General features: G+C 60.0%; 20 protein-coding genes. 10 read left to right on the top strand and 10 right to left on the bottom strand.

Features of this window, described 5'->3' with window-relative positions:
• Window positions 1-24: 24 nt before the first annotated feature.
• Entirely contained in the window at window positions 25-765 is a 741-nt protein-coding gene (locus KBY08_RS05845; protein WP_111522094.1) for a phosphatase PAP2 family protein, read from the bottom strand.
• Window positions 766-942: 177 nt separating this feature from the next.
• Here KBY08_RS05845 and colR point away from each other — a divergent pair, with 177 nt between their 5' ends.
• From colR to KBY08_RS05820, 5 genes are all read left to right on the top strand, one after another.
• Entirely contained in the window at window positions 943-1,626 is a 684-nt protein-coding gene (gene colR / locus KBY08_RS05840; protein WP_002555020.1) for a two-component system response regulator ColR, read from the top strand.
• A complete protein-coding gene (locus KBY08_RS05835) occupies window positions 1,616-2,905 on the top strand; it encodes a sensor histidine kinase (protein WP_011268827.1) in 1,290 nt (429 codons plus the stop codon). Before colR ends, KBY08_RS05835 begins: the two co-directional genes overlap by 11 nt.
• Before the next feature lie 200 nt (window positions 2,906-3,105).
• Window positions 3,106-3,786 carry a class I SAM-dependent methyltransferase gene (locus tag KBY08_RS05830; protein ID WP_032654372.1) on the top strand — a complete coding sequence of 227 codons (681 nt, stop codon included), beginning with the start codon at window positions 3,106-3,108 and terminating at the stop codon, window positions 3,784-3,786.
• Window positions 3,787-3,790: 4 nt separating this feature from the next.
• Window positions 3,791-4,513 carry a lipopolysaccharide kinase InaA family protein gene (locus tag KBY08_RS05825; protein WP_003405954.1) on the top strand — a complete coding sequence of 241 codons (723 nt, stop codon included), beginning with the start codon at window positions 3,791-3,793 and terminating at the stop codon, window positions 4,511-4,513.
• On the top strand, window positions 4,510-4,737 hold the full coding sequence (locus tag KBY08_RS05820) for a hypothetical protein (RefSeq protein ID WP_024652476.1): 228 nt from the start codon (window positions 4,510-4,512) through the stop codon (window positions 4,735-4,737). Before KBY08_RS05825 ends, KBY08_RS05820 begins: the two co-directional genes overlap by 4 nt.
• 20 nt (window positions 4,738-4,757) lie before the next feature.
• On the opposite strand, the gene KBY08_RS05815 is transcribed toward KBY08_RS05820, so the two are convergent.
• The 3 genes from KBY08_RS05815 to KBY08_RS05805 form a co-directional block, all read right to left on the bottom strand.
• Window positions 4,758-5,864: a DUF1513 domain-containing protein gene (locus tag KBY08_RS05815; protein WP_060409683.1), complete on the bottom strand. Its 1,107-nt coding sequence runs from the start codon at window positions 5,862-5,864 to the stop codon at window positions 4,758-4,760.
• 16 nt (window positions 5,865-5,880) lie between these two features.
• Window positions 5,881-6,945 carry an imelysin family protein gene (locus KBY08_RS05810; protein WP_024638331.1) on the bottom strand — a complete coding sequence of 355 codons (1,065 nt, stop codon included), beginning with the start codon at window positions 6,943-6,945 and terminating at the stop codon, window positions 5,881-5,883.
• 61 nt (window positions 6,946-7,006) lie between these two features.
• Window positions 7,007-8,434, bottom strand: a complete 1,428-nt coding sequence (locus KBY08_RS05805) for a di-heme oxidoredictase family protein (RefSeq protein ID WP_024640924.1) — start codon at window positions 8,432-8,434, stop codon at window positions 7,007-7,009.
• Between the two features lie 226 nt (window positions 8,435-8,660).
• Between KBY08_RS05805 and KBY08_RS05800 the strand changes: the two genes are divergently transcribed.
• Entirely contained in the window at window positions 8,661-9,290 is a 630-nt protein-coding gene (locus tag KBY08_RS05800) for a pyridoxamine 5'-phosphate oxidase family protein (RefSeq protein WP_003405948.1), read from the top strand.
• A gap of 130 nt (window positions 9,291-9,420) precedes the next feature.
• Here KBY08_RS05800 and KBY08_RS05795 read toward each other — a convergent pair whose 3' ends face one another.
• The 4 genes from KBY08_RS05795 to KBY08_RS05780 all read right to left on the bottom strand — a co-directional run bounded on the left by KBY08_RS05795 (window position 9,421) and on the right by KBY08_RS05780 (window position 14,790).
• Window positions 9,421-10,779 carry an imelysin family protein gene (locus KBY08_RS05795; protein ID WP_111522093.1) on the bottom strand — a complete coding sequence of 453 codons (1,359 nt, stop codon included), beginning with the start codon at window positions 10,777-10,779 and terminating at the stop codon, window positions 9,421-9,423.
• A gap of 180 nt (window positions 10,780-10,959) precedes the next feature.
• Window positions 10,960-13,011 (bottom strand): putative bifunctional diguanylate cyclase/phosphodiesterase, encoded by a 2,052-nt coding sequence (locus KBY08_RS05790; protein WP_003405946.1) that lies wholly within the window; start codon window positions 13,009-13,011, stop codon window positions 10,960-10,962.
• Window positions 13,012-13,414: 403 nt separating this feature from the next.
• The gene (gene sodB / locus KBY08_RS05785) at window positions 13,415-13,996 is read right to left on the bottom strand and encodes a superoxide dismutase [Fe] (RefSeq protein WP_003405945.1); all 582 of its coding nucleotides are present in this window, start codon (window positions 13,994-13,996) and stop codon (window positions 13,415-13,417) included.
• Window positions 13,997-14,187: 191 nt separating this feature from the next.
• Window positions 14,188-14,790: a LysE/ArgO family amino acid transporter gene (locus KBY08_RS05780; RefSeq protein WP_003405944.1), complete on the bottom strand. Its 603-nt coding sequence runs from the start codon at window positions 14,788-14,790 to the stop codon at window positions 14,188-14,190.
• A gap of 95 nt (window positions 14,791-14,885) precedes the next feature.
• Here KBY08_RS05780 and KBY08_RS05775 point away from each other — a divergent pair, with 95 nt between their 5' ends.
• The 4 genes from KBY08_RS05775 to KBY08_RS05760 all read left to right on the top strand — a co-directional run bounded on the left by KBY08_RS05775 (window position 14,886) and on the right by KBY08_RS05760 (window position 18,700).
• Window positions 14,886-15,785, top strand: coding sequence for a LysR family transcriptional regulator ArgP (locus KBY08_RS05775; RefSeq protein WP_003405943.1), 900 nt, complete (start codon window positions 14,886-14,888; stop codon window positions 15,783-15,785).
• A gap of 74 nt (window positions 15,786-15,859) precedes the next feature.
• Entirely contained in the window at window positions 15,860-16,852 is a 993-nt protein-coding gene (locus KBY08_RS05770) for an NAD-dependent epimerase/dehydratase family protein (RefSeq protein WP_058822331.1), read from the top strand.
• Between the two features lie 98 nt (window positions 16,853-16,950).
• Window positions 16,951-17,802 carry an ATPase gene (locus KBY08_RS05765; protein WP_011268817.1) on the top strand — a complete coding sequence of 284 codons (852 nt, stop codon included), beginning with the start codon at window positions 16,951-16,953 and terminating at the stop codon, window positions 17,800-17,802.
• Window positions 17,803-17,938: 136 nt separating this feature from the next.
• Complete coding sequence (locus KBY08_RS05760) at window positions 17,939-18,700, top strand: hypothetical protein (RefSeq protein WP_024638325.1); 762 nt, start codon at window positions 17,939-17,941, stop codon at window positions 18,698-18,700.
• A 73-nt stretch (window positions 18,701-18,773) separates the two neighbouring features.
• Here the strand turns inward: KBY08_RS05760 and KBY08_RS05755 are convergent, their stop codons facing one another.
• Window positions 18,774-19,823 carry an alkene reductase gene (locus KBY08_RS05755; protein ID WP_003405927.1) on the bottom strand — a complete coding sequence of 350 codons (1,050 nt, stop codon included), beginning with the start codon at window positions 19,821-19,823 and terminating at the stop codon, window positions 18,774-18,776.
• Between the two features lie 21 nt (window positions 19,824-19,844).
• Window positions 19,845-21,011: an MFS transporter gene (locus KBY08_RS05750; protein WP_003405924.1), complete on the bottom strand. Its 1,167-nt coding sequence runs from the start codon at window positions 21,009-21,011 to the stop codon at window positions 19,845-19,847.
• Window positions 21,012-21,037 lie beyond the last annotated feature (26 nt).

The following is a 21,037-nucleotide window of genomic DNA, read 5'->3' as shown; positions in this document are numbered from 1 at the left end:
TATGGTCTTTGTGTGCCGGATCAATCAATGCGTCGGTTGTACCTTGCTGTTCTCGAGACCTTTGGGTTCGGGGCGGTAAAGCACGAAGTAATAAACCCCCAGACAGATCAGCCAGCAGAACACCGCCGTCCAGATGTTATGGGAAAAGAAGTGCGCACCTTGCAGCATCCGCCCGACAGAGAAGACCGTTCCCAGGCCAAACGCCAGAGCCAGCCCTATTTTCGCCATCCGTGGACGGCGGTCGCGAAGGGCGAAGAACAGTGCGAACAGGGTAAAGCCGGTCGCCGCATGACCGCCCGGCCAGCAGCGTCCCGGTTTATCGGTCGCAGGGCGTGGGCTCAGCAGTTCGCTGTAGGTTTCCTGACCACCGAATTCCTTCAGGCTCCAGGGGCATTGCACTGACGTCACCACTTTCACCGGGGTAACGAAGGCAGTTGAAAGCGCCATGGACAGCACCAGGCAACCCAGTTCTCTGCGCCACGGCATCAGCCGCTGTACCTTGAAGGATGCCGCAAAGCCGATCGTGGCCACCGCGCCGAATACCATGACCAGTTGTTTGGCGCGGTCGTGGAGAACGTCTTCGAGAAAATAACTGTGCCTGCCGATGAACTGTCCGCTGACCGGATCGAAGGCCAGTTTGGCGATGTCCATGTCCAGCGAAGTCAGTTCAAGCAGCATGAGGATCAGCGCTACGGCGACAGGGATACCCAGGTAAATCCACGGGTTGATCGAACGGGAGTAGGGTGGGGCGACGGTTTTCGACATATCGAATCCAGATCTTTGAAGGGCATGCCGCGATTATTGTGTGCGACGGTTCGTCTCAAAGTGTGTCATGAGCCTTATGAATCATAGGTGAAAAAATCGTCATGCCATTTCGGCGCTGGCCCTCACGCCCACTTCGTCTTAAGCTGCGCCAGCCCAAACTGCATATGAGAGTGCTTTATGCGAATTCTTCTGGTTGAAGACAACCGCGACATCCTGGCGAACATGGCCGATTACCTGGGCATGAAAGGCTATACCGTCGATTGCGCCCAGGATGGCCTCTCAGGACTGCATCTGGCAGCCACCGAGCACTACGACCTGATCGTCCTCGACATCATGCTGCCCGGTATCGACGGCTACACCTTGTGCAAGCGCCTGCGCGAAGATGCCCGGCGTGATACGCCGGTCATCATGCTCACCGCCCGCGATCAACTGGACGACCGTCTGCAGGGTTTCCGCTCCGGTGCCGACGACTACCTGCTCAAGCCGTTTGCCCTGTCTGAACTGGCCGCGCGGATCGAAGCGGTATTGCGTCGTGCCCAAGGCGGCGGGCGGCGTACCTTGCAGGTGGCCGATCTGGTCTACGACCTCGACACCCTTGAAGTGACGCGTGAGGGGCGCATGCTCAAGCTCAACCCGGTCGGGCTCAAGCTGCTCGCCGTCCTGATGCAGAAAAGCCCGCACGTGCTGCGTCGTGAGATTCTCGAAGAAGCGCTGTGGGGCGATGACTGCCCGGACAGCGACAGCCTGCGCAGCCATGTGCATCAGTTGCGTCAGGTGATCGACAAACCGTTTGGCAAACCGCTGTTGCAGACCGTGCATGGCGTGGGCTATCGCTTGGCCGAGGGCCGGGATGGAGTTTAAACAGAGTCTTGCGCAACGGATCATCATTGCCTTCGCATTGATGAGTGCACTGGTCGCCGGGTCGTTCGCCATCGGGATCATCTCCACCGTCCACCTGGTCGAAGAAAAGCTGATTTCCGCCGGACTCGGTGGTGACCTCAACCGTCTGATGCTGATGGACAGCGTCAGCGACTGGAGCCACCGGCCCAAGCCCGACCAGTTGTTCTATTTCAGCAATGGTCCTGGCGACTTCGACCTGCCCAAGGATATTCGTCACCTTGAGCCAGGTTTCCATGAGGTGTTCCGTGGGCCGTTGTCATACCACGCCATGATCGAGGTGGTGGATGGCCGGCATTACGCCCTGTTGCAGGATCAGAGCGATTTTGAAGAGCGTGAGCGGGTGCTGTTCGCCGTCGTGCTGGTCGGTTTCGTTCTGGCCCTGGCGCTGGCGGTATTTCTGGGTTGGGTGCTGGCGCGCCGGGTCATGGCACCTGTGGTGCGTCTGGCCCGGCAGGTTCGCCACCGTGACCAGTTGCTCGGACTGGCACCGCCACTGGCGCCCGACTACGCCGCTGACGAAGTCGGCGAGTTGGCGGTGGCCTTCGATGCGACATTGGGCCGTTTGCGGCAGGCGCTGATTCGCGAGCGTATGTTTACCAGTGACGTGAGCCATGAACTGCGTACGCCGTTGATGGTGCTGGCCAGCTCTTGTGAGCTGCTGCTGGAAAACCCTGCGCTTGATTTGCGCGGCCGTCGACAGGTCGAGCGTATCGGCCGTGCCTGCGAAGAAATGCGCGATCTGGTACAAACCTTCCTGATGCTCGCTCGCACCCAGCGCGAAGACCCGGCCATGACGCCCAAGGCCACGCTGGTCGGGGTGGCCGAACAATTGATCTCCCAGTGGCGTGACCCGATAGAGAGCAAGGGGCTGCAGTTGACCTACACGCCACCGGCCGATGACCAGTTGTCCGATATTCGTTACAACGCGACCTTCCTGCATGCCGTGATGGGCAACTTGCTGCGCAATGCCCTGCACTACACCGATCACGGATTCATTGCGCTGACCCTGCACGCCGAAAGCTTCACCGTCGAAGACAGTGGTGTGGGCATTCCCGAGGAGAAGCGCGAGGCAATGTTCGAGCCTTTCGTACGCGGCAACGAGCAGCGCGGAGAGGGGCTGGGCCTCGGGCTGTCACTGGTGCAGCGCATTTGTACCAACCAGGGATGGAGCGTCGATCTCACCCCTATGGAACCTCATGGTTGCCGGTTCAAGGTAACGCTCAACGTAATCAAACCCTGACCTTTCTCCCGAGTAGACCGGCCTCATTGTGTAGCGGCCAATTGACTGCACTTCGTCGATTGGCCACACACGGCCTCTAACTCTCTGTAAAATCTCGAAACACCTGACGTTAAAAGGTAACATTTTTTTCACATTCAGATGACCTGACGGTGACGGCGGTGCCTTTAGTTTGGCCCCCATCAACATCAGGAGCTGCTCTCATGAGCGATCGCATCGAACTCGAGTTTTCCCGAAAGTACGACAAGACTCACGCCCGCCAGTACCTCGAAAAGCATCAGGACGGTATCTGGCGCAAGCTGTCGCATCATCGCGATGAACAGTTGGCGAGAAAGGCGCTGCACATGGCCGGAGACCCGGGCCTGGTGCTGGACCTGCCTTGTGGTGCCGGACGCTTCTGGCCGTTATTGGCCGAGAAGCCGAACCGCTCGATCATCGGTGCCGATAACTCCGCAGACATGCTCAGTACCGCCTGTGCCTCGCAGCCGGCAGACGTTGTAAAAAGGGTACAACCTTTGCAGACATCTGCCTTTGCCATCGACCTGCCGGATAACGCAGTAGACAGCATTTTCTGCATGCGCTTGTTGCACCATGTCGGTCAGTCCAGCGACCGGATGGCTCTATTGCGCGAGTTTCAGCGCGTGACCCGTGACAGCGTGATCGTCTCCCTCTGGGTTGATGGCAATTTCAAGGCATGGAAGCGTGCGCGCCTGGAGAACAAGCGCCAGCAAAAAAGCGGGCGGGAAAGTTACCAGAATCGTTTTGTGTTACCTGTTGTTACCGCAGAAACCGAATTTGAGCAGGCAGGATTTCGCATCCAGAACCGAATGGATTTCCTGCCCATGTACGCCATGTGGCGAGTCTATGTCCTACGTAAAAGGTAAAAAGATGGGTTTGCAGTCCGTGAAAGAACCAGTTGTGAACCCGATCCAGAATGAGTTCGATCAGTTCTGGAGCCAGCGTGGCGAATGGGTTGAAGAACCCAATGTGCGTCGCGGTGGCGAAAGTGGTGTGCAGCGGCTGGTCATGGACGATGGGCAGACCCTTTATGCCAAGCGTCAGACAGGTCATATCTACCGCAGCCTGCTGCACCCGTTGGGCCGCCCCACCGTACTGCGCGAGCGCGAGGCGCTTGAAGGCCTGCGCAAGCTTGGCGTCGTCGTCCCCGAAGTGGTGTTTTGCGGTGCTGAACGGGGTGAGGATAACGCCTGGCGGGCATTGCTGGTCACCGTGGCGCTGGAAGGCTTCGAGGAAATTGAAAAGTGGCAGGCTGCCGGAGGGCGCGAGCGCCATGGCGAGCTGTTCTATGAGCGGGTGCTCAAGGAAGTGGCAGCCACGCTGGCGCGCATGCACCTGGGCCGTTGGCAGCACAGCTGTCTGTACATCAAGCACATTTTCGTGCGCGTGACAGGGGAAGGGCCGGACGCCAACGTCGAGGTCGCCTTGCTCGATCTCGAGAAGGGCCGTCGTCGCCTTACCGCTCAAGGCGCAGCCCAGCATGATATGAAACAGCTACGACGCCATTCGTCATTCAGCGCTGCAGACTGGCAGAAGTTGATCTACTTTTATCAGGCAGCGTTTGGCAGCTCTATCAAAGGTTTAGAGTCATGAAGCTAGAAATGGCAAGAGGTCTGTTTATCTTCGGTGCACTGGCAGTTGCCACCGTCGCCGTGGCGGCGCTTGAACAACCGTCTACCCGCATCCTCACCACGCAGCACGGCGAGGGCCATTGCCCGCTGCCACGCGTGGCGAAGAATCTGGTGAACGTGCAGCCGGACCACGACCTGTTGCTGTTCATGTACAGCCTGGCGCAGGGCACCGGGGTCAAAAACTGAAGCCCTTGCAGGCCCTGTACCTAACCCACCTGAGCCAGATGAAGATGGTTGTCCCACAGCCCGGCTGGCAGATCCAATGGCTGGGCCAGCAGTTGCGCCTTGCGACAGTCATAGAAGCGGCAGCGTCCCTGGCCTGAGGTCACGACAAAGCCGTCGGCGACAGCCCCCACTCCCGCACAGTCCGGCAGCGGCGCATCCAGTTTCAATGCGCCGCTGTCCAGGTCCCAGATGAAGAAGCGATTGCCGCGTGGTGCCGTCAGGGCCACCAGTCGAAGGTCACTGTGTACTGCGACGCTGGCGGTGTAATGGGCCATCGCGCGCAATTGCTCCTCTGCTACCGGAAACGCCTGGAATGGCTGGCCTGGACGCTTGATGGCCAGCAGTTCGGCCAACTCGTGGCTGTCGCCCATGAACTGTTGACCCGCGACGATGGTGCCATCGCTGGCGATGCCCATGTGGCGCACGCTGTTCATCTGCTGGGAAAGCGCTTCCTTGCTGAGCAACGTACCGTCACGCTGCATGATGACCAGGCTGGGTTGCATGGCATCGAGGTTCATCTCTACCCGGCTTTCCGCCTCGGTGCGAATGCCACCATTGGCGACCACCAGCGTTTCACCGTCCGGCATCCAGGAGACCTGATGCGGACCGATGCCATGCGTGGAAATTTCAGCCGAGTGCACCAGTCGCTCGCCGACGAAGCGGTAGACGCCCAATAAACCGCGGCCTGGATCGCGGGTGTCGTTTTCCGTCGCATACAGCCATTCGCCGTCGCGATGAATCACGGCATGGCCGTAGAAGTGGCGGTCAGGCTGCGAAACGATGGTTTGCAGCAAGCGACCATCGCGCAGGTCGATCAGGTAGCTTTCAGTACCTGGGCGACGGGCGATGAACACCGCGAGTGGCAGGTCGGGATGATTGATGATGTCGTGGCAGCGCTGGCCCACCCGGGTGGCGAATACCTGCGTTCCGTCGAGCTTGAAACCCACCGCGTAGTGCTTGCCGTCGCCATCGTCGCGAGCGGAAAGCAACAAGGGGCGTGTGTCCTTTTGCCTGAACAGGGTCCAGCCACCCAGCGTGCAGGCGCTGAGCAGAAGACTGCCGAGCGCCATGGCCTGACGTCGCAACATCACATGTACCTCTTGATCAATCGCCGTCGTTGGCGTTGAAGCCCAACTGAATGCCGAGGGCCTTGGCCAGCTCGCCTTCGTGCAGGCGGTGCACGGCATTCAGGCTGTCGTAAAACGCATTGAGTTGCTGGCGTCCTGCATCCGTGGCCAGCAGGTCGGCCAGTGGCGGCTTGAGTTCCGACAGCAATTTGCGGCTGTTAGCGTAGGCGGCATCGATTTTGTCGGCCAGCGGTTTCTGCTCGGCGGGCAGCAGGCTGCGCAAGCCCTTGTTGTCGACACCGGTCCACACCGTCTCGGCGCTGATCAGGCTGGCTTCCAGGCTGCTGAGCGACGACTTGCTGCGCCACGCATCTGCCTGGAAGGGCTGCGGTTGCCCCTTGCTCTGACGACCCAGTGGCGTGCCGAGCTTTTTCTTCAGGCTGTCGAGGGCGGTGACCTGAACCCGCAGCAATTCGGCGATGGCTTCGTGAGAGTCGGCGTAGCGCTGATTGGGGAACTTGCTCAATTGCGCGAGCATGCCGTCGGTGCTGTTCCAGCTGTTGAGGATTTCTTCAGCCAGTTGTTTCTGGCGTTCACCGATGGCCATCAGCAGCGGGCAGTAGCGTGCTTTCTGCTCGGCATTGGCCATGTCGATGTCGGCGTCGAAGAGGATGTATTCGTAGGCGGACAAACCCTGCACCACGACACTGGCCTTGGACAGTTCCTGAGCGGTGATCTGCGGCTGTGCAGTCACCAGTTGCTCGACCTGACGGCCCACCAGGTTCTTCTTGTCTGGCCAGAACTGTATTTGCCAGGCGCGATTGCCTTCGGCCAGAGGGCCGATCAACAGTGGTTGCAACTCGGCCCAGGTCTTCTGTGCTTTCAGAAAATCGGCGCGGGCGGTGGCCAGATCAGTCTTGCCCTGGCAGAACGCCAATGCGCTGGCTGCCAACTGACGATCAGCCTCTACCCAGCGGCTGTAGGTCGGCAGGATGACCTGTTTGGCAATCGCTGCGGACGTCACCGCCTGAGGGTCGGATGGCGAGCAGGCACCCAAGGCAAGCGCCGCAAGGCTGGTCAGCAACAACTTGGGTCGGAACATGTCCGGCTCCTTATTTCTGAAAGGAAGGTGTTTGAACAGGAAGATTCTGCAAAGGGCGCAATCATAACGAATTCAGGAAGGCCAACAGCGCTTCACGTTGCTGGGCGTCAAAAGCCAGAACCTGGCGCTGCGCCGCCTGCGCTTCGCCACCGTGCCACAGTATCGCCTCAAGCACATTGCGCGCGCGACCGTCATGCAACAGTTGCGTGTGTCCGCTTACGGTGCCGGTCAGGCCCAGCCCCCACAAGGGCGGGGTGCGCCACTCACTTCCGCTGGCCTGGAACTCGGTACGGTTATCGGCCAGCCCTTCGCCCATGTCGTGCAGCAGCAGGTCGCTGTACGGGCGAATTTCCTGATTGGCCAACTCGGGTTCGGCGGCGTCGCTACGGGTTTTGAAAGAAGGGGTGTGGCATTGCTGGCAGCCCGCCTGGAAAAACAGGTTCTTGCCTGCCAGCACCTGCGGGTCGTCGACCTTGCGGCGCGCCGGAACAGCCAGGTTGCGGGTGTAGAACTCCACCAGGCGCAGGATGTTGTCGCTGACTTCCGGTTCGCCATCCGGGCCATTGCCATTGGGCGCAGCCAGGCAATCGGTCTGGGCCGGTGTGCAATCATCGAAAGGCCGCAGGCTGGTGGTCAGCCCCATGTCGCCGGAAAAGGCGTGCACGTTCTGCTGGTTGAGATTCGGCTGGCCGGCTTTCCAGCCAAACCGGCCCATCACCACTTTTTGCCGAGCATCGTCCCAGACCCAGTTGGGACGTCCCGAGATGCCATCGGCGTTCTTGTCATCGGGGTCGGCATTGGCAAGGATGGCGTCATCGGCAATCGCCTCGAGCAAGCCCAGGCCGATCATCGGCGGGGCCACGCGAGCCGAGATGTGAGTATCGGGGTGCATGGGGCCATAGCCCAACTGGGTGATCCTGAGGGTCGGCTGGCGCAGCTCGACTGATGTGCCATCGCGAAACTCGACCGTCAGCGCATCGTACTCGACCCGCACCTTGCCCTCGGGCGTTACGCCGGGGTTCGACATGTCCTGCAATTGCCCGCCGTAGACCGGTTCGGGCAGCACGCCGTTGCGTTTTATAAGGTCGGCATAGGCCGGGTCATCGGGAATCGACAGCCTGACCAGCATGGACACGGCATTGCTGTCGCCAGCCTCCGGCGGATGACCGCGACCGTCCTTGATGTGGCAGTTCTGGCAGGCATTGGTGTTGAACAGCGGGCCAAGCCCATCGCGAGCCGTGGTGGTCGATGGCGCAATCACCCACGGGCTGCGGAAGAAGCTGTTGCCGACGCTGAAGTCCAGCCGCCGCACGGGGGCCAGATTGGCCGAGGGCATCGAGAAAGCGTTCTGGTCGCTCTTCCTGACGGTGGCGCTGCCACCCGACAAGGCTTCTCCCGGCTCGGCATGCGTGAAACGCGGGGCGTCATCGCATGCGCTCAGGACCAGGGTCGTGAGCAAGGCAAGTGATAGACGGAGCCGCGTACTCATAGACATCCTGCAACGGGGCGAAAAATCGGGGCGTGCAAGCTTATCAGCCTCGTGCGGTTTGAATAAGAGGGATTATCGTTTGCGACGTGTTGTGCAATGTGATGTTACGAATCTTTGAGGCTGGTCGGGTCCTGATGTTTTTGCCTATGCTGCGCAGGCTGCTTCATACGATCAGTCACATGACGCTGGCAGCATTCATACACCAACGGCCAGCAGAGATTATCCAATGAATAACCCGGACAACAGCGCGTTCGTGACCACCCTCCAGGCACTGGAAGCGATCTATGGCCCGATCGCACCTCCTTCGCTCATCAAGGAAGTTGACCACATTCATGAGGTCTACCGGCCTTTCATCGAGCAGGCACCGTTTGCCGTGCTTGCCTCTGCCGGGCCTGACGGGCTCGATGCTTCTCCACGTGGCGATCAGGCGGGTCTGGTGCATATCGAGGACAGCAAGACGCTTTATCTGCCTGACCGACGCGGCAACAACCGCATCGATACGCTGCGCAACATCGTCAACGATCCGCGCGTTGCGCTGTTGTTTCTCATACCCGGCGTGGGTGAAACCCTGCGCGTCAACGGAACCGCTCAGATATCGGTTGAGCCCGAGTTGCTCTCGCGTTTTGCAGTGAAGGGCCAGTTGCCCAGGTCAGTGCTGCGCATTTCAGTGACCAGCGTGTATTTCCAGTGCAGCAGGGCGACCATCCGGTCCGGTTTGTGGGACCCGGCGAAGCACATCGAACGCAGCGCGCTACCCACTGCCGGGCAGATCCTCAAGGCGGTTTCGGCGGAGCAGATCGACGGTGATGCCTACGACAAGGCGTTGCCGGGACGTATTGCCGATACGTTGTACTGATGCTCGGGAGTCTGCCCATGTCGCAGGTCAACGCGCACGGCAGTTGCAAACGATGCCTGTCAATCAGACACAAAAAATGCCGGTCAGCGAACTGACCGGCATTGATGGTTACTGCAACAAACGCGGTTGATCAGAACTCGTGATCGGCGTTGTCCGGGTTCAGGTCGGTGATGCCCAGTTTGCCAGCCGCCTGTTCGATAGCGCCTGTCTGTTTGACCAGCGCAGCGATTGCATCACGCACCACCTGATTGCCAGCCGTGTTGCCGGCAGCGATCAACTGGTCGAAATGCTCGCCCTTGTTCGCGTGATCGACAATGACCTGCAACTTGGCCTGAGTGTCGTCCAGGTCAGCGCGCAAGGTGGCGTCGGTGGCCGGGTCTGCCTTGGCGACCAGAGACGAAAGGCTCGGCCCGCTGACCTTGCTGCCGTCGGTGCGGGTGTACTCGCCCAGGTAAACGTTGCGAATGCCCTTGCCGTTGTAGAAGTGCGAGTTGTGCGTGTTATCGCTGAAGCAGTCGTGTTCGTCTTCGCTGGAGTTGGCTTCCAGTGCGACTTTCATGCGCTCGCCCGCCAGTTCACCCAGCGACAGGCTGCCCATGCCGAAGAGCATTTTGCGCAGACCGCTTTCGCCGGGTTCGGCTTCCAGCGTGGCGCGGTAGTTGTCGGGGACGCCGGCCTTCCAGTTACCGGACATTTCTTCAAGGTCGCTGACCAGCAGGTCGGTGACGGCCTTGAGGTAGGCGCGGCGGCGATCATTGTGGCCGCCGGTTGCGCCAGCCCCCTCCAGGTAATCGCTGGCCGGACGTGCGCCGGCACCAGGGCCGGTGCCATTCAGGTCCTGACCCCAGAGCAGGAATTCGATGGCGTGGTAGCCGGTGGCGACGTTGGCCTCGGAACCGCCCAGCTCGTTCAGGCTGGCGAGTTTTTCGGAGGTGATTTCCTTTACGTCGACCTTGTCTTCGCCGACCTGAATCTCGGTGTTGGCGATGATGTTGGCAGTGGCGCCCGGGTTGCCCAGTGCGTGTTGATAATCCTTGGCCACATAGTCGATCAGGCCTTCGTCCAAGGGCCAGGCGTTAACCTGTCCTTCCCAGTCATCGATGATGGTGTTACCGAAGCGGAAGACTTCGCTCTGCATGTACGGCACACGCGCAGCGATCCACGCCTCACGGGCGGCTTTCAGGGTTTCATCGTTGGGTTTGGCCAGGAAGGCGTCGATGGCCGTGCTGAGTTTTTTCGCGCCGGCCTCGGCATCGTCGAACACGGCGGACACCATGTTGGCGTAGTTCGCGACCACAGCCTTGGCCGCCGCGTCGTCAGTCTGGGCGGCGGCTGCCGGAGCAGAAGCAGCAGGCGTCGCAGCCGGCGTCGCCGGAGCAGCGGCTGGCGCGGGAGCCGGTGCGGCAGCCTTGTCCTTGCCTTCGCCACAACCGGCGAGAGAGATAGCGATGGCCAACAGACTAGCGGTTGCCAGAGGCATACGAATCATGACGGAATCCTGCGTCGATAAAGGTGATGGCGGGGGTGCGCCCATAAAATCTGCGACATAATGCGAAAGATTTGCATTCGATGTAAAGGCAAAACGCCTGTGTGGGCGTGTTCAGGCATTCGGCAGGTTGTAACAGTCGGTTTCAAGATGAGGTGAATGGCCGGGAGCATGCAAATCGGCTCACAGACTGGCGGCATGGTCCTGACGCGACTGCTTGAGGTAGGCCAGCAGTTCGCGACCCGGCAGCGGCTTGCTGTACAGATAGCCCTGGCCTTCGTGACAGCCCTCGGTTACGACATAGGCCTCCTGCTCGACGGTCTCCACACCTTCGGCAATCACTTGCATGCCCAGGCTTTTGCCCAGCTGGATAATGGCTCGCACGATAGTAGCGTCATCGTCGTCATCGATCAGGTCCTGCACGAAGCTGCGGTCAATCTTGATCTTGTCCAGCGGCAGGCTTTTCAGGTAACTCAGCGATGAGTAGCCGGTGCCGAAGTCATCGATGGCAATCAAGGCACCGGAGCGTCGCAAGCTCAACAGGTGCTGGGCGGCGGTGTTGATATCTTCCATCAGCCCGGTTTCGGTCACTTCCAGTTCCAGGCTGCGCAGTGGCAAGCGATAGATCTGCAGCAGGTTGTTGACCACGCGGGGCAGTTCCGCGTGATGCAGCTGCACGGTCGACAGGTTGACGGCCATGCGCAAATCGGTGAACCCCTGATCGAGCCATTCGCGCAGCTGACGGCAGGCCTGATCCAGCACCCACTCTCCGATGACGATGATCGTGCCGTTCTGTTCGGCCAGCGGGATGAATACGTCCGGCGGCACCAGGCCATGCTCCGGATGCTGCCAGCGGATCAGCGCTTCCACACCGACGATACGGTGATCGCGGTAGCTGATCTGCGGTTGATAGACCAGGTACAGCTGATTGCGTGGCAGGGCTTCGCGCAGGTCTTTTTCAAGTTCGCGGCGGCGGCGCATTTCGCTGTCCACGCTGGCGATGTAGAACTGATACCGGTTACGCGAGCGGGCTTTGGCCAGCGTCATGGTCTGCTCGGCTTTTTGCAGCAGTTTCTCGGTGCTGTCGCCGTCTTCGGGAAACAGCGTGATGCCGATGGTTGCCCGCAGTCGAATCTGCTGGTCACCGACAATGAACGGTGCCTCCAGCTCATCGAGAATATTCTGCGCCAGCTCTGCTGCCTCGTAGGGCTGTTCGATGTTGGACTGAACCAGCGCGAACTGGTCGCCGCCCAGGCGCGCCAGTGCGCCGAGCAGTACGCTGTGCGCGCGCAGGCGGTCAGCGAGTGCGAGCAGTAATTGATCGCCGGACTGGTAGCTGAACTGTTCGTTGATGCCCTTGAAGTCATCCAGACCCACGCAAAGAACCGCCACTCTGTGTTGCTGGCGCCCCGCATCTTCCAGAATCCTGTCCAGCCCGGTCTGCAACTGAAGTCGATTGGGCAGACCGGTGAGGAAATCGTATTGCGCCATGCGCTGCAGATTGTTCTCGGCCTCATGGCGCAGATAAGTGTGGCGCTCGATGGAGGCCAGCAATTGGTTGGCGGTATTGACCCAGATCCCCAGTTCGTTTTTCTCGTGGCCTTTGAGCAACGGCAATTGGTGTTCGCTGGGGCGGTCGGGGTTGATCGCGATCAGGTGCTCGATGATCTTTGACAGCGGCTTGGTCAGCAGCCAGTGATAGACCAGATACAGCACCAGCCCCATTGCCAGCGCACGCAATACGCCGGCGACAAAGATGATGCCGGCATTGACCAGAAAGCTTTCGCCGTAGTTGGCAGTGTCGAGAGTGATGCGCAGGTCGCCGTAATACTCGCTGTAGGGGCTGCGGCCTACCAGTTGAGTGGTGAAGCTGCGCTCCTGGCCGAGGATGAGGTCTGTCAGCCACCGGGTGGGGGAGTCTTTCAGCGGCCGGTCTTTCTCGGCCAGCAGGCTTTCATTGGGGTGCCCTATGGACGCCATGCGTACCGAGTCATCCTGGAACAGGCCTTCGATGACTTGCATGCCCATCTCGCGGTCCAGGCTGTAGACGGCCTGTGTCGAAGGATCGCGGAACATGCCGAGAATTCGCTCAGCATCGCTCGCCACGGCCTGACGAGTCTTGTAGGCGTCGAAGATGATTTGCGCACAACTGAGCAGGACGCCCACCAGAAGCGCCGAAAGCAGCACAACGCGCAGCAGCTTTACCGACAGGCTGTTCTTGAGTTCCAGCTTCAATGGCCGTTCCTTAGTTCGTGTCGGAGGGCATATCGCCTCATGACCCTCGAAAAACCAGGCCCGCACGCCGTGACCTTGTCACAACCGGTACGCCTGGCTGATCTTCGCGTTCCTTGCACCTGCTGGCCAAAGCCACCTCAATGCGTCGGGTGGCCAGTTAGGTAACCTGAGCAGAACACTGTAAAGAATTACGTCATAGAGAATTACGTTGTGGCACGAGTCAGCTAGCGTTTTCTGACAATACACAAAGTACGAGCGGCAGGCGAAAAAAGATTTGCGATTCGCCTGACTGGCAGGCGGGTGTTCGACGCCGTCTGTGAAACAGGCATCGGGTGAGCGACCTTTACCGGCCGGAAAACATAAAAAACCCGACGCTAGGCCGGGTTTTTCGATGACGCTGGACTCAGGAGGCGAATTGCTTGGCCACGAAGTCCCAGTTAACCAGGTTCCAGAACGCTTCCACGTACTTCGGACGCAGGTTGCGATAGTCGATGTAGTAGGCGTGTTCCCAGACATCGCAGGTCAGCAGCGGGGTGTCGCCGCTGGTCAACGGGTTGCCGGCACCGATGGTGCTGGCCAGTGCCAGGGAGCCGTCAGCCTTCTTCACCAGCCAGCCCCAGCCGGAGCCGAAAGTGCCGATGGAAGTCTTGCTGAACTCTTCCTTGAACTTGTCGAAGGAACCGAACGCCTTGTTGATGGCTTCGGCCAGAGCGCCGGTAGGCTCGCCGCCAGCGTTAGGGGCCAGGCAGTTCCAGTAGAACGTGTGGTTCCAGACCTGAGCGGCGTTGTTGAAGATACCGCCCGATGAGGTCTTGATGATCTCTTCCAGGGTCTTGCCTTCGAACTCGGTGCCAGGCACCAGGTTGTTCAGGTTCACGACATAGGTGTTGTGGTGCTTGTCGTGGTGATATTCCAGAGTCTCCGCAGAAATGTGCGGCACCAGAGCGTCTTTGGCGTAGGGCAGTGGCGGCAATTCAAAAGCCATGGTTTATCTCCTTTCAGGTCAATTGCGGTAGTCGCAGGGCCGATCACGGGCGGCCAGATACAGCATGCACCGGGAGTTTTACTCTTTTGCGGCGCAGACCCCGGACTATAGCACCGGGCCTGCGGCTTAACCACGCAACAACTGTGTGGGATAGAGGTTCCCGCGCTGTTGCTTCAACGGACATGAAACCTTCAGGCCGAACGGATCAATTGCCACGCCACACTGAACATCATTACCGCCACCATCACATCCAGCAGACGCCATGTGGCAGGGCGGGCCAGCCAGGGAGCGAGCCAGGCCGCGCCGATGGCGAGGCAGGAAAACCACAGCAACGAAGCGCTCGCGGCGCCTGCTACATAGGCGCCCGGCACACTCTGTTGTGCCCCGAGCGAGCCGATCAGTAGTACGGTGTCCAGGTACACATGCGGGTTGAGCAAGGTCACGGCCAATGCGCTGAGCAGTACCGTGCGGCGCGATCTTTTGCCAGCCGCGGCACCGTGTTCGAGGCTCTGCTTCGAGCATGCCCGGCGCAGTGCCTGCACGCCATACCAACTGAGGAATAGCACACCGCCCCAGCGCGCCACCGCCAGCAGGGTCGGGTTTTGCGCCAGCACATTGGCCAGACCGAACACCCCGGCGGCGACCAGAATGGCATCGCAGATAATGCAGAGCATCGCGACTGACACGTGGTGTTCACGGCGCAGCCCCTGAGCCAGTACGAATGCGTTTTGCGAGCCAATGGCCATGATCAGGCCAGCGGCGATCAGCAATCCGTTGAAGTAGCTTTGCCACATAAATACGTTCCCATCGAGCAGATTCAGGTGGCGACTTTCAATGTTGAAGCGATATAAGTAAAACCAATAATCATCATCTCTCATTAGGGAAACTGATGTTCGACTACAAGCTGTTGTCCGCGCTCGCCGCAGTTATCGAGCAGGCCGGGTTCGAACGTGCGGCCCAGGTGCTGGGGCTGTCGCAGTCAGCGGTCTCGCAACGGATCAAATTGCTGGAGGCGCGCATTGGTCAGCCGGTGCTGGTCCGCGCCACGCCGCCGAGCCCGACCGACATCGGCCGACGCCTGCTCAATCACGTGCAGCAGGTCCGCTTGCTGGAGCGCGATCTGCAAAGTCAGGTGCCGGCACTGGACGAGGAGGGCATGCCCGAGCGTTTGCGGATCGCCTTGAACGCCGACAGTCTGGCAACGTGGTGGGCACCGGCCATTGGTGAATTCTGCACGCAGCATCGTCTGTTGCTGGACCTGGTGGTCGAAGATCAGGACGTCGGGCTCAAACGCATGCGGGCTGGCGAAGTCGCAGCGTGTCTGTGTGGCAGTGAGCGCCCGGTGGCCGGGGCGCGCAGTCAGTTGCTGGGGGCGATGCGCTATCGGGCGCTGGCCAGCCCGGCATTCATCGCGCGCCATTTTGCGGACGGTGTCAGCCCCGAAAAACTGGTCAGATCAGCGGCGCTCGTTTACGGGCCGGATGATCTTTTGCAGCATCGTTATCTGGCATTGCTTGGTGTGCAGGACGGTTTCGAGCATCATTTGTGCCCTTCTTCCGAGGGTTTCATCCGTATGATCGAAGCCGGAATGGGCTGGGGGCTGGCGCCCGAACTGCAAGTGCGCGAGCAATTGCGCAGCGGCACGCTGCTTGAACTGCTGCCGGATCGCTGTATTGATGTGCCGTTGTACTGGCACCATTGGCGCAACGGTGGTCAGTTGCTGACACGTCTCACCGGGCATCTGGCACAACATGCTGCCCACTGGCTGGTGCCGTTGAGCGATGAATGATCGTCATTACGATCATGTGTAATCAATGCGTGTCGGGTTACCCCTGTCACGCAGACGCGTTAATGGAGCGGTAAATGAAAATTCTGGTCACCGGCGCAAGTGGCTTCATCGGCGGACGCTTTGCGCGTTTTGCCCTTGAGCAAGGCATGAGCGTGCGGATCAATGGCCGTCGTGCCGATGCGGTCGAGCATCTGGTCAGACGCGGCGCCGAGTTCATTCAGGGCGACCTCGCCGACCCGTATCTGGTGCGCGCGCTGTGCGATGGCGTCGAGGCCGTGGTGCATTGCGCCGGCTCCGTCGGCATGTGGGGGCGTCGTCAGGATTTTGTCCAGGGCAACGTGCAACTCACCGAGAACATTGTCGAGGGCTGCCTGAAACAAAGAGTGCGCAGGCTGGTCCACCTGTCATCGCCGTCGATCTATTTCAATGGTCACTCGCGCCGCGATATCACCGAAGACCAGGTGCCCAAGCGCTTCCACAACCACTATGCGGCCACCAAATACCTGGCCGAGCAAAAGGTCTTCGGCGCTGAAGAGTTCGGCCTGGAAGTGATTGCCCTGCGGCCGCGTTTCGTCACCGGTGCTGGCGACAACAGTATCTTTCCGCGCCTGCTGCACATGCAGCGCAAGAAGCGTCTGTCGATCGTAGGCAACGGCCTGAACATGGTCGATTTCACCAGCATGCAGAACCTCAATGAAGCGCTGTTGAGCAGCTTGCTGGCAACCGGGTCTGCGCTGGGCAAGGCGTACAACATCAGTAACGGCACGCCGGTCCCGTTGTGGGATGCGATCAATTATGTGATGCGGCAGATGCAGTTGCCTCAGGTTACCCGCTATCGTTCTTACGGGCTGGCCTACAGTGCGGCGGCGATCAACGAAGCGGCCTGCATGCTGTGGCCGGGCCGACCTGAACCTACGCTGTCCAGACTGGGCATGCAGGTCATGAACAAGGACTTCACGCTTGATATCGGCCGTGCAAGGCATTATCTGGATTATCAGCCGCAGGTCAGCCTGTGGACGGCGCTGGATGAATTCTGTGGCTGGTGGCAGGCACAGCACCCGATCTGAATGCGGCAGTAGCACAGTGAGATTGATTCTGCGCTGTTGTTATACTGCCGAACTTTGATTTACGAACTTTGATTTAACAGCTTCCTGAAGGGTTATTCATGCGCAACGATCCCTACGACGATGTCGATGACGTTCCCAGCCTGAGCGCCAAGGACGATGACGACGACTTTGCGCCGAGCAATGGCGCACGCGAGCGCACCACCGTCTATTCGCGCACCACGCCTGTGGTCAAGGTCAAGGGGCCGAGCACCGGGCCGCTCTGGGCATTGGTCGGTGCGCTGTTCATTGCGTTTTGCGGCCTTGGCTGGTGGAGCTTTCAGCAAGTGTCCCTGATGGAGCAACAACTGGTGGCGACGCAGGAAAGCTTTGCGCGCATCAGCGAAGAAGCGGCGGGGCGTTTGCAGGATATCTCCGGCAAGGTCGTGGCCACCGAATCGCTGTCCAGTGACGGCGAAGCCCTCAAGCAGCGCATCAAGTTGCTCGAGGCGCAACTGGAAGACCAGGACAAACAGCGTGAAGGCGTTGAAGGTCAGCAGGGCAGTCTCGACAAGCGTCTGGAGCAGATGGCCGCGCAAACGGCGCAACAGCAAACCGAAAACGCGCAGATGCAGGAACAATTGAAAAGCGTTGTCGCTGAACTGGCTGCGCTGAAAACAGCGTTGCCTGACCTGAAAACCGCTCAGGCTGAGCAGGGCAAGCTGGACGCCCAGATCAAGAGCGTGGCAGCCGATGTCGCAGCTCTGAAAAAGCAGGGCAACCCTTCGGCTGCTGTCGAGCGACTTGAACAAGAACTGATGGTGCTCAAAAGCGAGCAGGAAAATACTCCGGCACCGTCAGCAGGCGGCAATACTGCCGAGTTCGATGCCTTCCGTGCGCAGGTCACCCGTAGCATCAACACGCTTAACAGTCAGATTCAGAACCTCTCGCAACAGCTCAACGCACGTCGTTGATACCGCACCTTGCCTGCTGCTACCCATAGCGGCAGGCAGGTGGCCCGGTTTTTTTGCAATCGCTAAATAGTTATATGCCTGCCAGTGGAGGGAGGGCTTACGCTTGCGTTTCAGTTGAATAAACGGAGTTTCAATAATGAATGGAATCAAAGAGATGCACACCGATATGCACAAAGACACAATCGAAAAAGATGACCTCGTTGCTGGAGAACTTCAGCCCATGCATCTTGAGCATCCGGTATCAATCAAGCCAAAGGTAAACGTCAAACCCCCGGTCAAGGCGAAAGATCCAGTCAAGCCGCCGGTCAAGAAAACGGATCCAGTCAAGCCGCCTGTGAAACCGCCGGTCAAGAAAACGGACCCGGTCAAGCCGCCTGTGAAACCGCCGGTCAAGACCACGAACCCGGTCGAGCCGCCTGTGAAACCGCCGGTCAAGACAACGAACCCGGCCAAGCCGCCAGTCAAGCCGCAGGTCAAGCCCTCTACCAGTGAGCCGGTAGCGCAGACGGTGCCCCCGGTGCCTGCTGCATCTTCGCGTCTGGACAAACTACTGGCAGTCGTCAACACCGCAACGGGCGTCCTGCAACTGGTCCAGCCGCCCAACAGCGTGAACAACGCGGACGGTACTGTCAGCTATCCGAACGGCAGCGTCGAGTCTGCAGATGGTCAATCCGTCACCCATTCTGACGGAGCCGTGCAGAACCTTGACGGCACGACCGTGCATGCCGATGGTTCTACAGAGCACCCCAATGGTGATATCCAGCACAAGGATGGAACCTGGGTTTTTGCGGATGGCTCGGTCAACTACCCGGACGGTCGCTGGAAGATGGCGGATGGCACGATCACCGACGCCGAAGGCAATGTACTAGGTACAGTCAAGCCTGACGTTGCGCCGTAGCGGTTACCCTTACACGGGCGATAAAAAAACCCTGACTCTTGCGAGTCAGGGTTTTTTGCCTTGCAGTAACGTTTTACAGGCGCGGGTAGTCGATGTAACCGACCGGCCCTTTGGCGTAGAACGTCTCCGGATGGGCTTCGTTCAGAGGGGCATCGCTGGCCAGCCGCTCCGGCAGGTCAGGGTTGGCAATGTACGGCACACCGAACGCGATTGCGTCGGCCTTGCCTTCTGCCAGCCAGGCATTGGCGCTGTCTTTGGTGAACTTCTCGTTGGCGATATAAACGCCGCCGAAATCCTTCTTCAACTGTGGGCCGAGGCTGTCTTCAGCATCATGCTCACGGGCACAGATGAAGGCGATACCGCGCTTGCCGAGCTCTTTGGCCACGTAGCTGAAGGTTTCAGCACGGTTTGCATCGCTCATGTCGTGCATGTCGAAGCGAGGCGAGAGGTGAACACCTACACGGCCAGCGCCCCAGACATCGATGACTGCGTCGGTCACTTCGAGCAGCAGACGCGCACGATTTTCCACCGAACCGCCGTACTCGTCGGTGCGCTGGTTGCTGCCGGTCAGCAGGAACTGTTCGAGCAGATAGCCGTTGGCGCCATGCACTTCCACGCCGTCGAAGCCCGCAGCCTTGGCGTTTTCCGCACCGACGCGATAGGCCTCGACGATGTCACCGATTTCCGCCAGCTCCAGCGCGCGAGGTACTGGCAGTGGTGTGATGGGGCGCATCAGGCTCACGTGCCCTTCAGCCGCAATGGCACTCGGCGCGACCGGGGTTTCGCCGTTCAGGTAGGACGGGTGGGAAATACGGCCCACGTGCCACAACTGCAGGGCGATACGGCCACCGGCGTTGTGCACGGCCTTGGTGATATTGCTCCAGCCACGTACCTGGTCGTTGGACCAGATGCCCGGGGTGTCCGGGTAACCCACGCCCATCGGCGTGACAGAGGTGGCTTCGGTCAGGATCAGGCCGGCCGAGGCGCGCTGCACGTAATACTCGGCCATCATCGCGTTCGGTACACGGCCTTCATCGGCACGGCAGCGCGTCAGTGGGGCCATGATGATGCGGTTGGGCAGTTGCAGATCGCCCAGGGTGATCGGGTCAAAGATAGTCGTCATGTATCGAATCCTCGTAATTGATCAATGCGTAGCGTGTGCCAGATCCGGATTGCCGGTCTGACGGAAAGTAATCAGGGTGATCAGCAGCGCCAGCACTGCCAGTACGGCTGCCGCCAGCGGTACGCTGGTCAGGCCCAGACCGTGGGCGATGACGCTGCCACCGACCCAGGCGCCGAGTGCGTTGCCGACGTTGAAGGCGCCGATGTTCAAGGTTGAAACCAGGTTGGGTGCCGCCTTGCCGAAGGTCACCACGTTGATCTGCAGCGCCGGGACGGCAGCGAAAGCCGCGACTGCCCAGAGGAACAGGGTGATTTCAGTCGGGACCAGCGCGGCGCTGGTCCAGCTGAGTACGGTGGAGATCACCGCCATCGAGACGAACACGCCAATCAGCGTGGATGACAGGCGGCGGTCGGCCATCTTGCCGCCGATCACGTTGCCGGCGGTCAGGCCCAGACCGATGAGCAGCAGGGTCCAGGTCACGCCGTTGGGCGATACACCGGTGACTTCGCCGAGCAGTGGGGCAATGTAAGTGAACAGGGTGAACATGGACGCCGAGAACAGCGCAGTCATGGTCAGCGACAGCCAGATGCCGGCACCGCGGAGAGCGCCCAGTTCAGCGCGCATATCGAGCTTTTCTTCATTGCGGTTGGTTGGCAGGAAGCGGATCAGGCCGATCAGCGCAATCACGCCGATGACCGTGACAGCCCAGAAGGTCGAGCGCCAGCCTGCGTATTGACCCAGCGCAGTGCCCAGCGGCACGCCCAGTACGTTGGCCAGGGTCAGGCCGGTGAACATCAAGGCCACCGCTGAGGCACGCCGGTTGGCGGGCACCAGACCTGCGGCAACCACCGAGCCGATGCCGAAGAACGCACCGTGACACAGCGCAGTCACCACGCGGGCGAACATCAGGACGTTGTAGTCACTGGCCAGCGCACAGAGCAGATTGCCAATGATGAAAATCCCCATCAGTGTGACCAGCGCGGCCTTGCGCGGCAGTTTTGCCGTGGCCATGGCCATGAACGGCGCACCGACGGCGACACCCAGCGCATAGCCGGTCACCAGCCAGCCTGCGCCGGGTATCGATACGCCAAGGTCGGCCGCCACATCAGGCAGCAGGCCCATAATGACGAATTCGGTGGTGCCGATGGCGAAGGCGCTCAGGGCCAGAATGAGTAGCGAAAGAGGCACGGGGCAGCTCCTGGTAAATGTTGAAA

Source organism: Pseudomonas sp. P135, assembly GCF_020312125.1.
GTDB lineage: Bacteria > Pseudomonadota > Gammaproteobacteria > Pseudomonadales > Pseudomonadaceae > Aquipseudomonas > Aquipseudomonas fragariae.
Note: the sequence above shows the minus strand (reverse complement) of the source record. Positions and strands in the feature narration are given on the sequence as shown.

Coding starts and splice junctions, on each gene's coding strand:
- KBY08_RS05810 (WP_024638331.1), bottom strand. CDS start 6,945: ATGTTCCGACCCAAGTTGTTGCTGACCAGCCTTGCGGCGCTTGCCTTG.
- KBY08_RS05820 (WP_024652476.1), top strand. CDS start 4,510: ATGAAGCTAGAAATGGCAAGAGGTCTGTTTATCTTCGGTGCACTGGCA.
- KBY08_RS05765 (WP_011268817.1), top strand. CDS start 16,951: ATGCGCAACGATCCCTACGACGATGTCGATGACGTTCCCAGCCTGAGC.
- KBY08_RS05775 (WP_003405943.1), top strand. CDS start 14,886: ATGTTCGACTACAAGCTGTTGTCCGCGCTCGCCGCAGTTATCGAGCAG.
- KBY08_RS05830 (WP_032654372.1), top strand. CDS start 3,106: ATGAGCGATCGCATCGAACTCGAGTTTTCCCGAAAGTACGACAAGACT.
- colR (WP_002555020.1), top strand. CDS start 943: ATGCGAATTCTTCTGGTTGAAGACAACCGCGACATCCTGGCGAACATG.
- KBY08_RS05770 (WP_058822331.1), top strand. CDS start 15,860: ATGAAAATTCTGGTCACCGGCGCAAGTGGCTTCATCGGCGGACGCTTT.
- sodB (WP_003405945.1), bottom strand. CDS start 13,996: ATGGCTTTTGAATTGCCGCCACTGCCCTACGCCAAAGACGCTCTGGTG.
- KBY08_RS05825 (WP_003405954.1), top strand. CDS start 3,791: ATGGGTTTGCAGTCCGTGAAAGAACCAGTTGTGAACCCGATCCAGAAT.
- KBY08_RS05795 (WP_111522093.1), bottom strand. CDS start 10,779: ATGATTCGTATGCCTCTGGCAACCGCTAGTCTGTTGGCCATCGCTATC.
- KBY08_RS05800 (WP_003405948.1), top strand. CDS start 8,661: ATGAATAACCCGGACAACAGCGCGTTCGTGACCACCCTCCAGGCACTG.
- KBY08_RS05780 (WP_003405944.1), bottom strand. CDS start 14,790: ATGTGGCAAAGCTACTTCAACGGATTGCTGATCGCCGCTGGCCTGATC.
- KBY08_RS05835 (WP_011268827.1), top strand. CDS start 1,616: ATGGAGTTTAAACAGAGTCTTGCGCAACGGATCATCATTGCCTTCGCA.
- KBY08_RS05805 (WP_024640924.1), bottom strand. CDS start 8,434: ATGAGTACGCGGCTCCGTCTATCACTTGCCTTGCTCACGACCCTGGTC.
- KBY08_RS05760 (WP_024638325.1), top strand. CDS start 17,939: ATGAATGGAATCAAAGAGATGCACACCGATATGCACAAAGACACAATC.
- KBY08_RS05755 (WP_003405927.1), bottom strand. CDS start 19,823: ATGACGACTATCTTTGACCCGATCACCCTGGGCGATCTGCAACTGCCC.
- KBY08_RS05815 (WP_060409683.1), bottom strand. CDS start 5,864: ATGTTGCGACGTCAGGCCATGGCGCTCGGCAGTCTTCTGCTCAGCGCC.
- KBY08_RS05845 (WP_111522094.1), bottom strand. CDS start 765: ATGTCGAAAACCGTCGCCCCACCCTACTCCCGTTCGATCAACCCGTGG.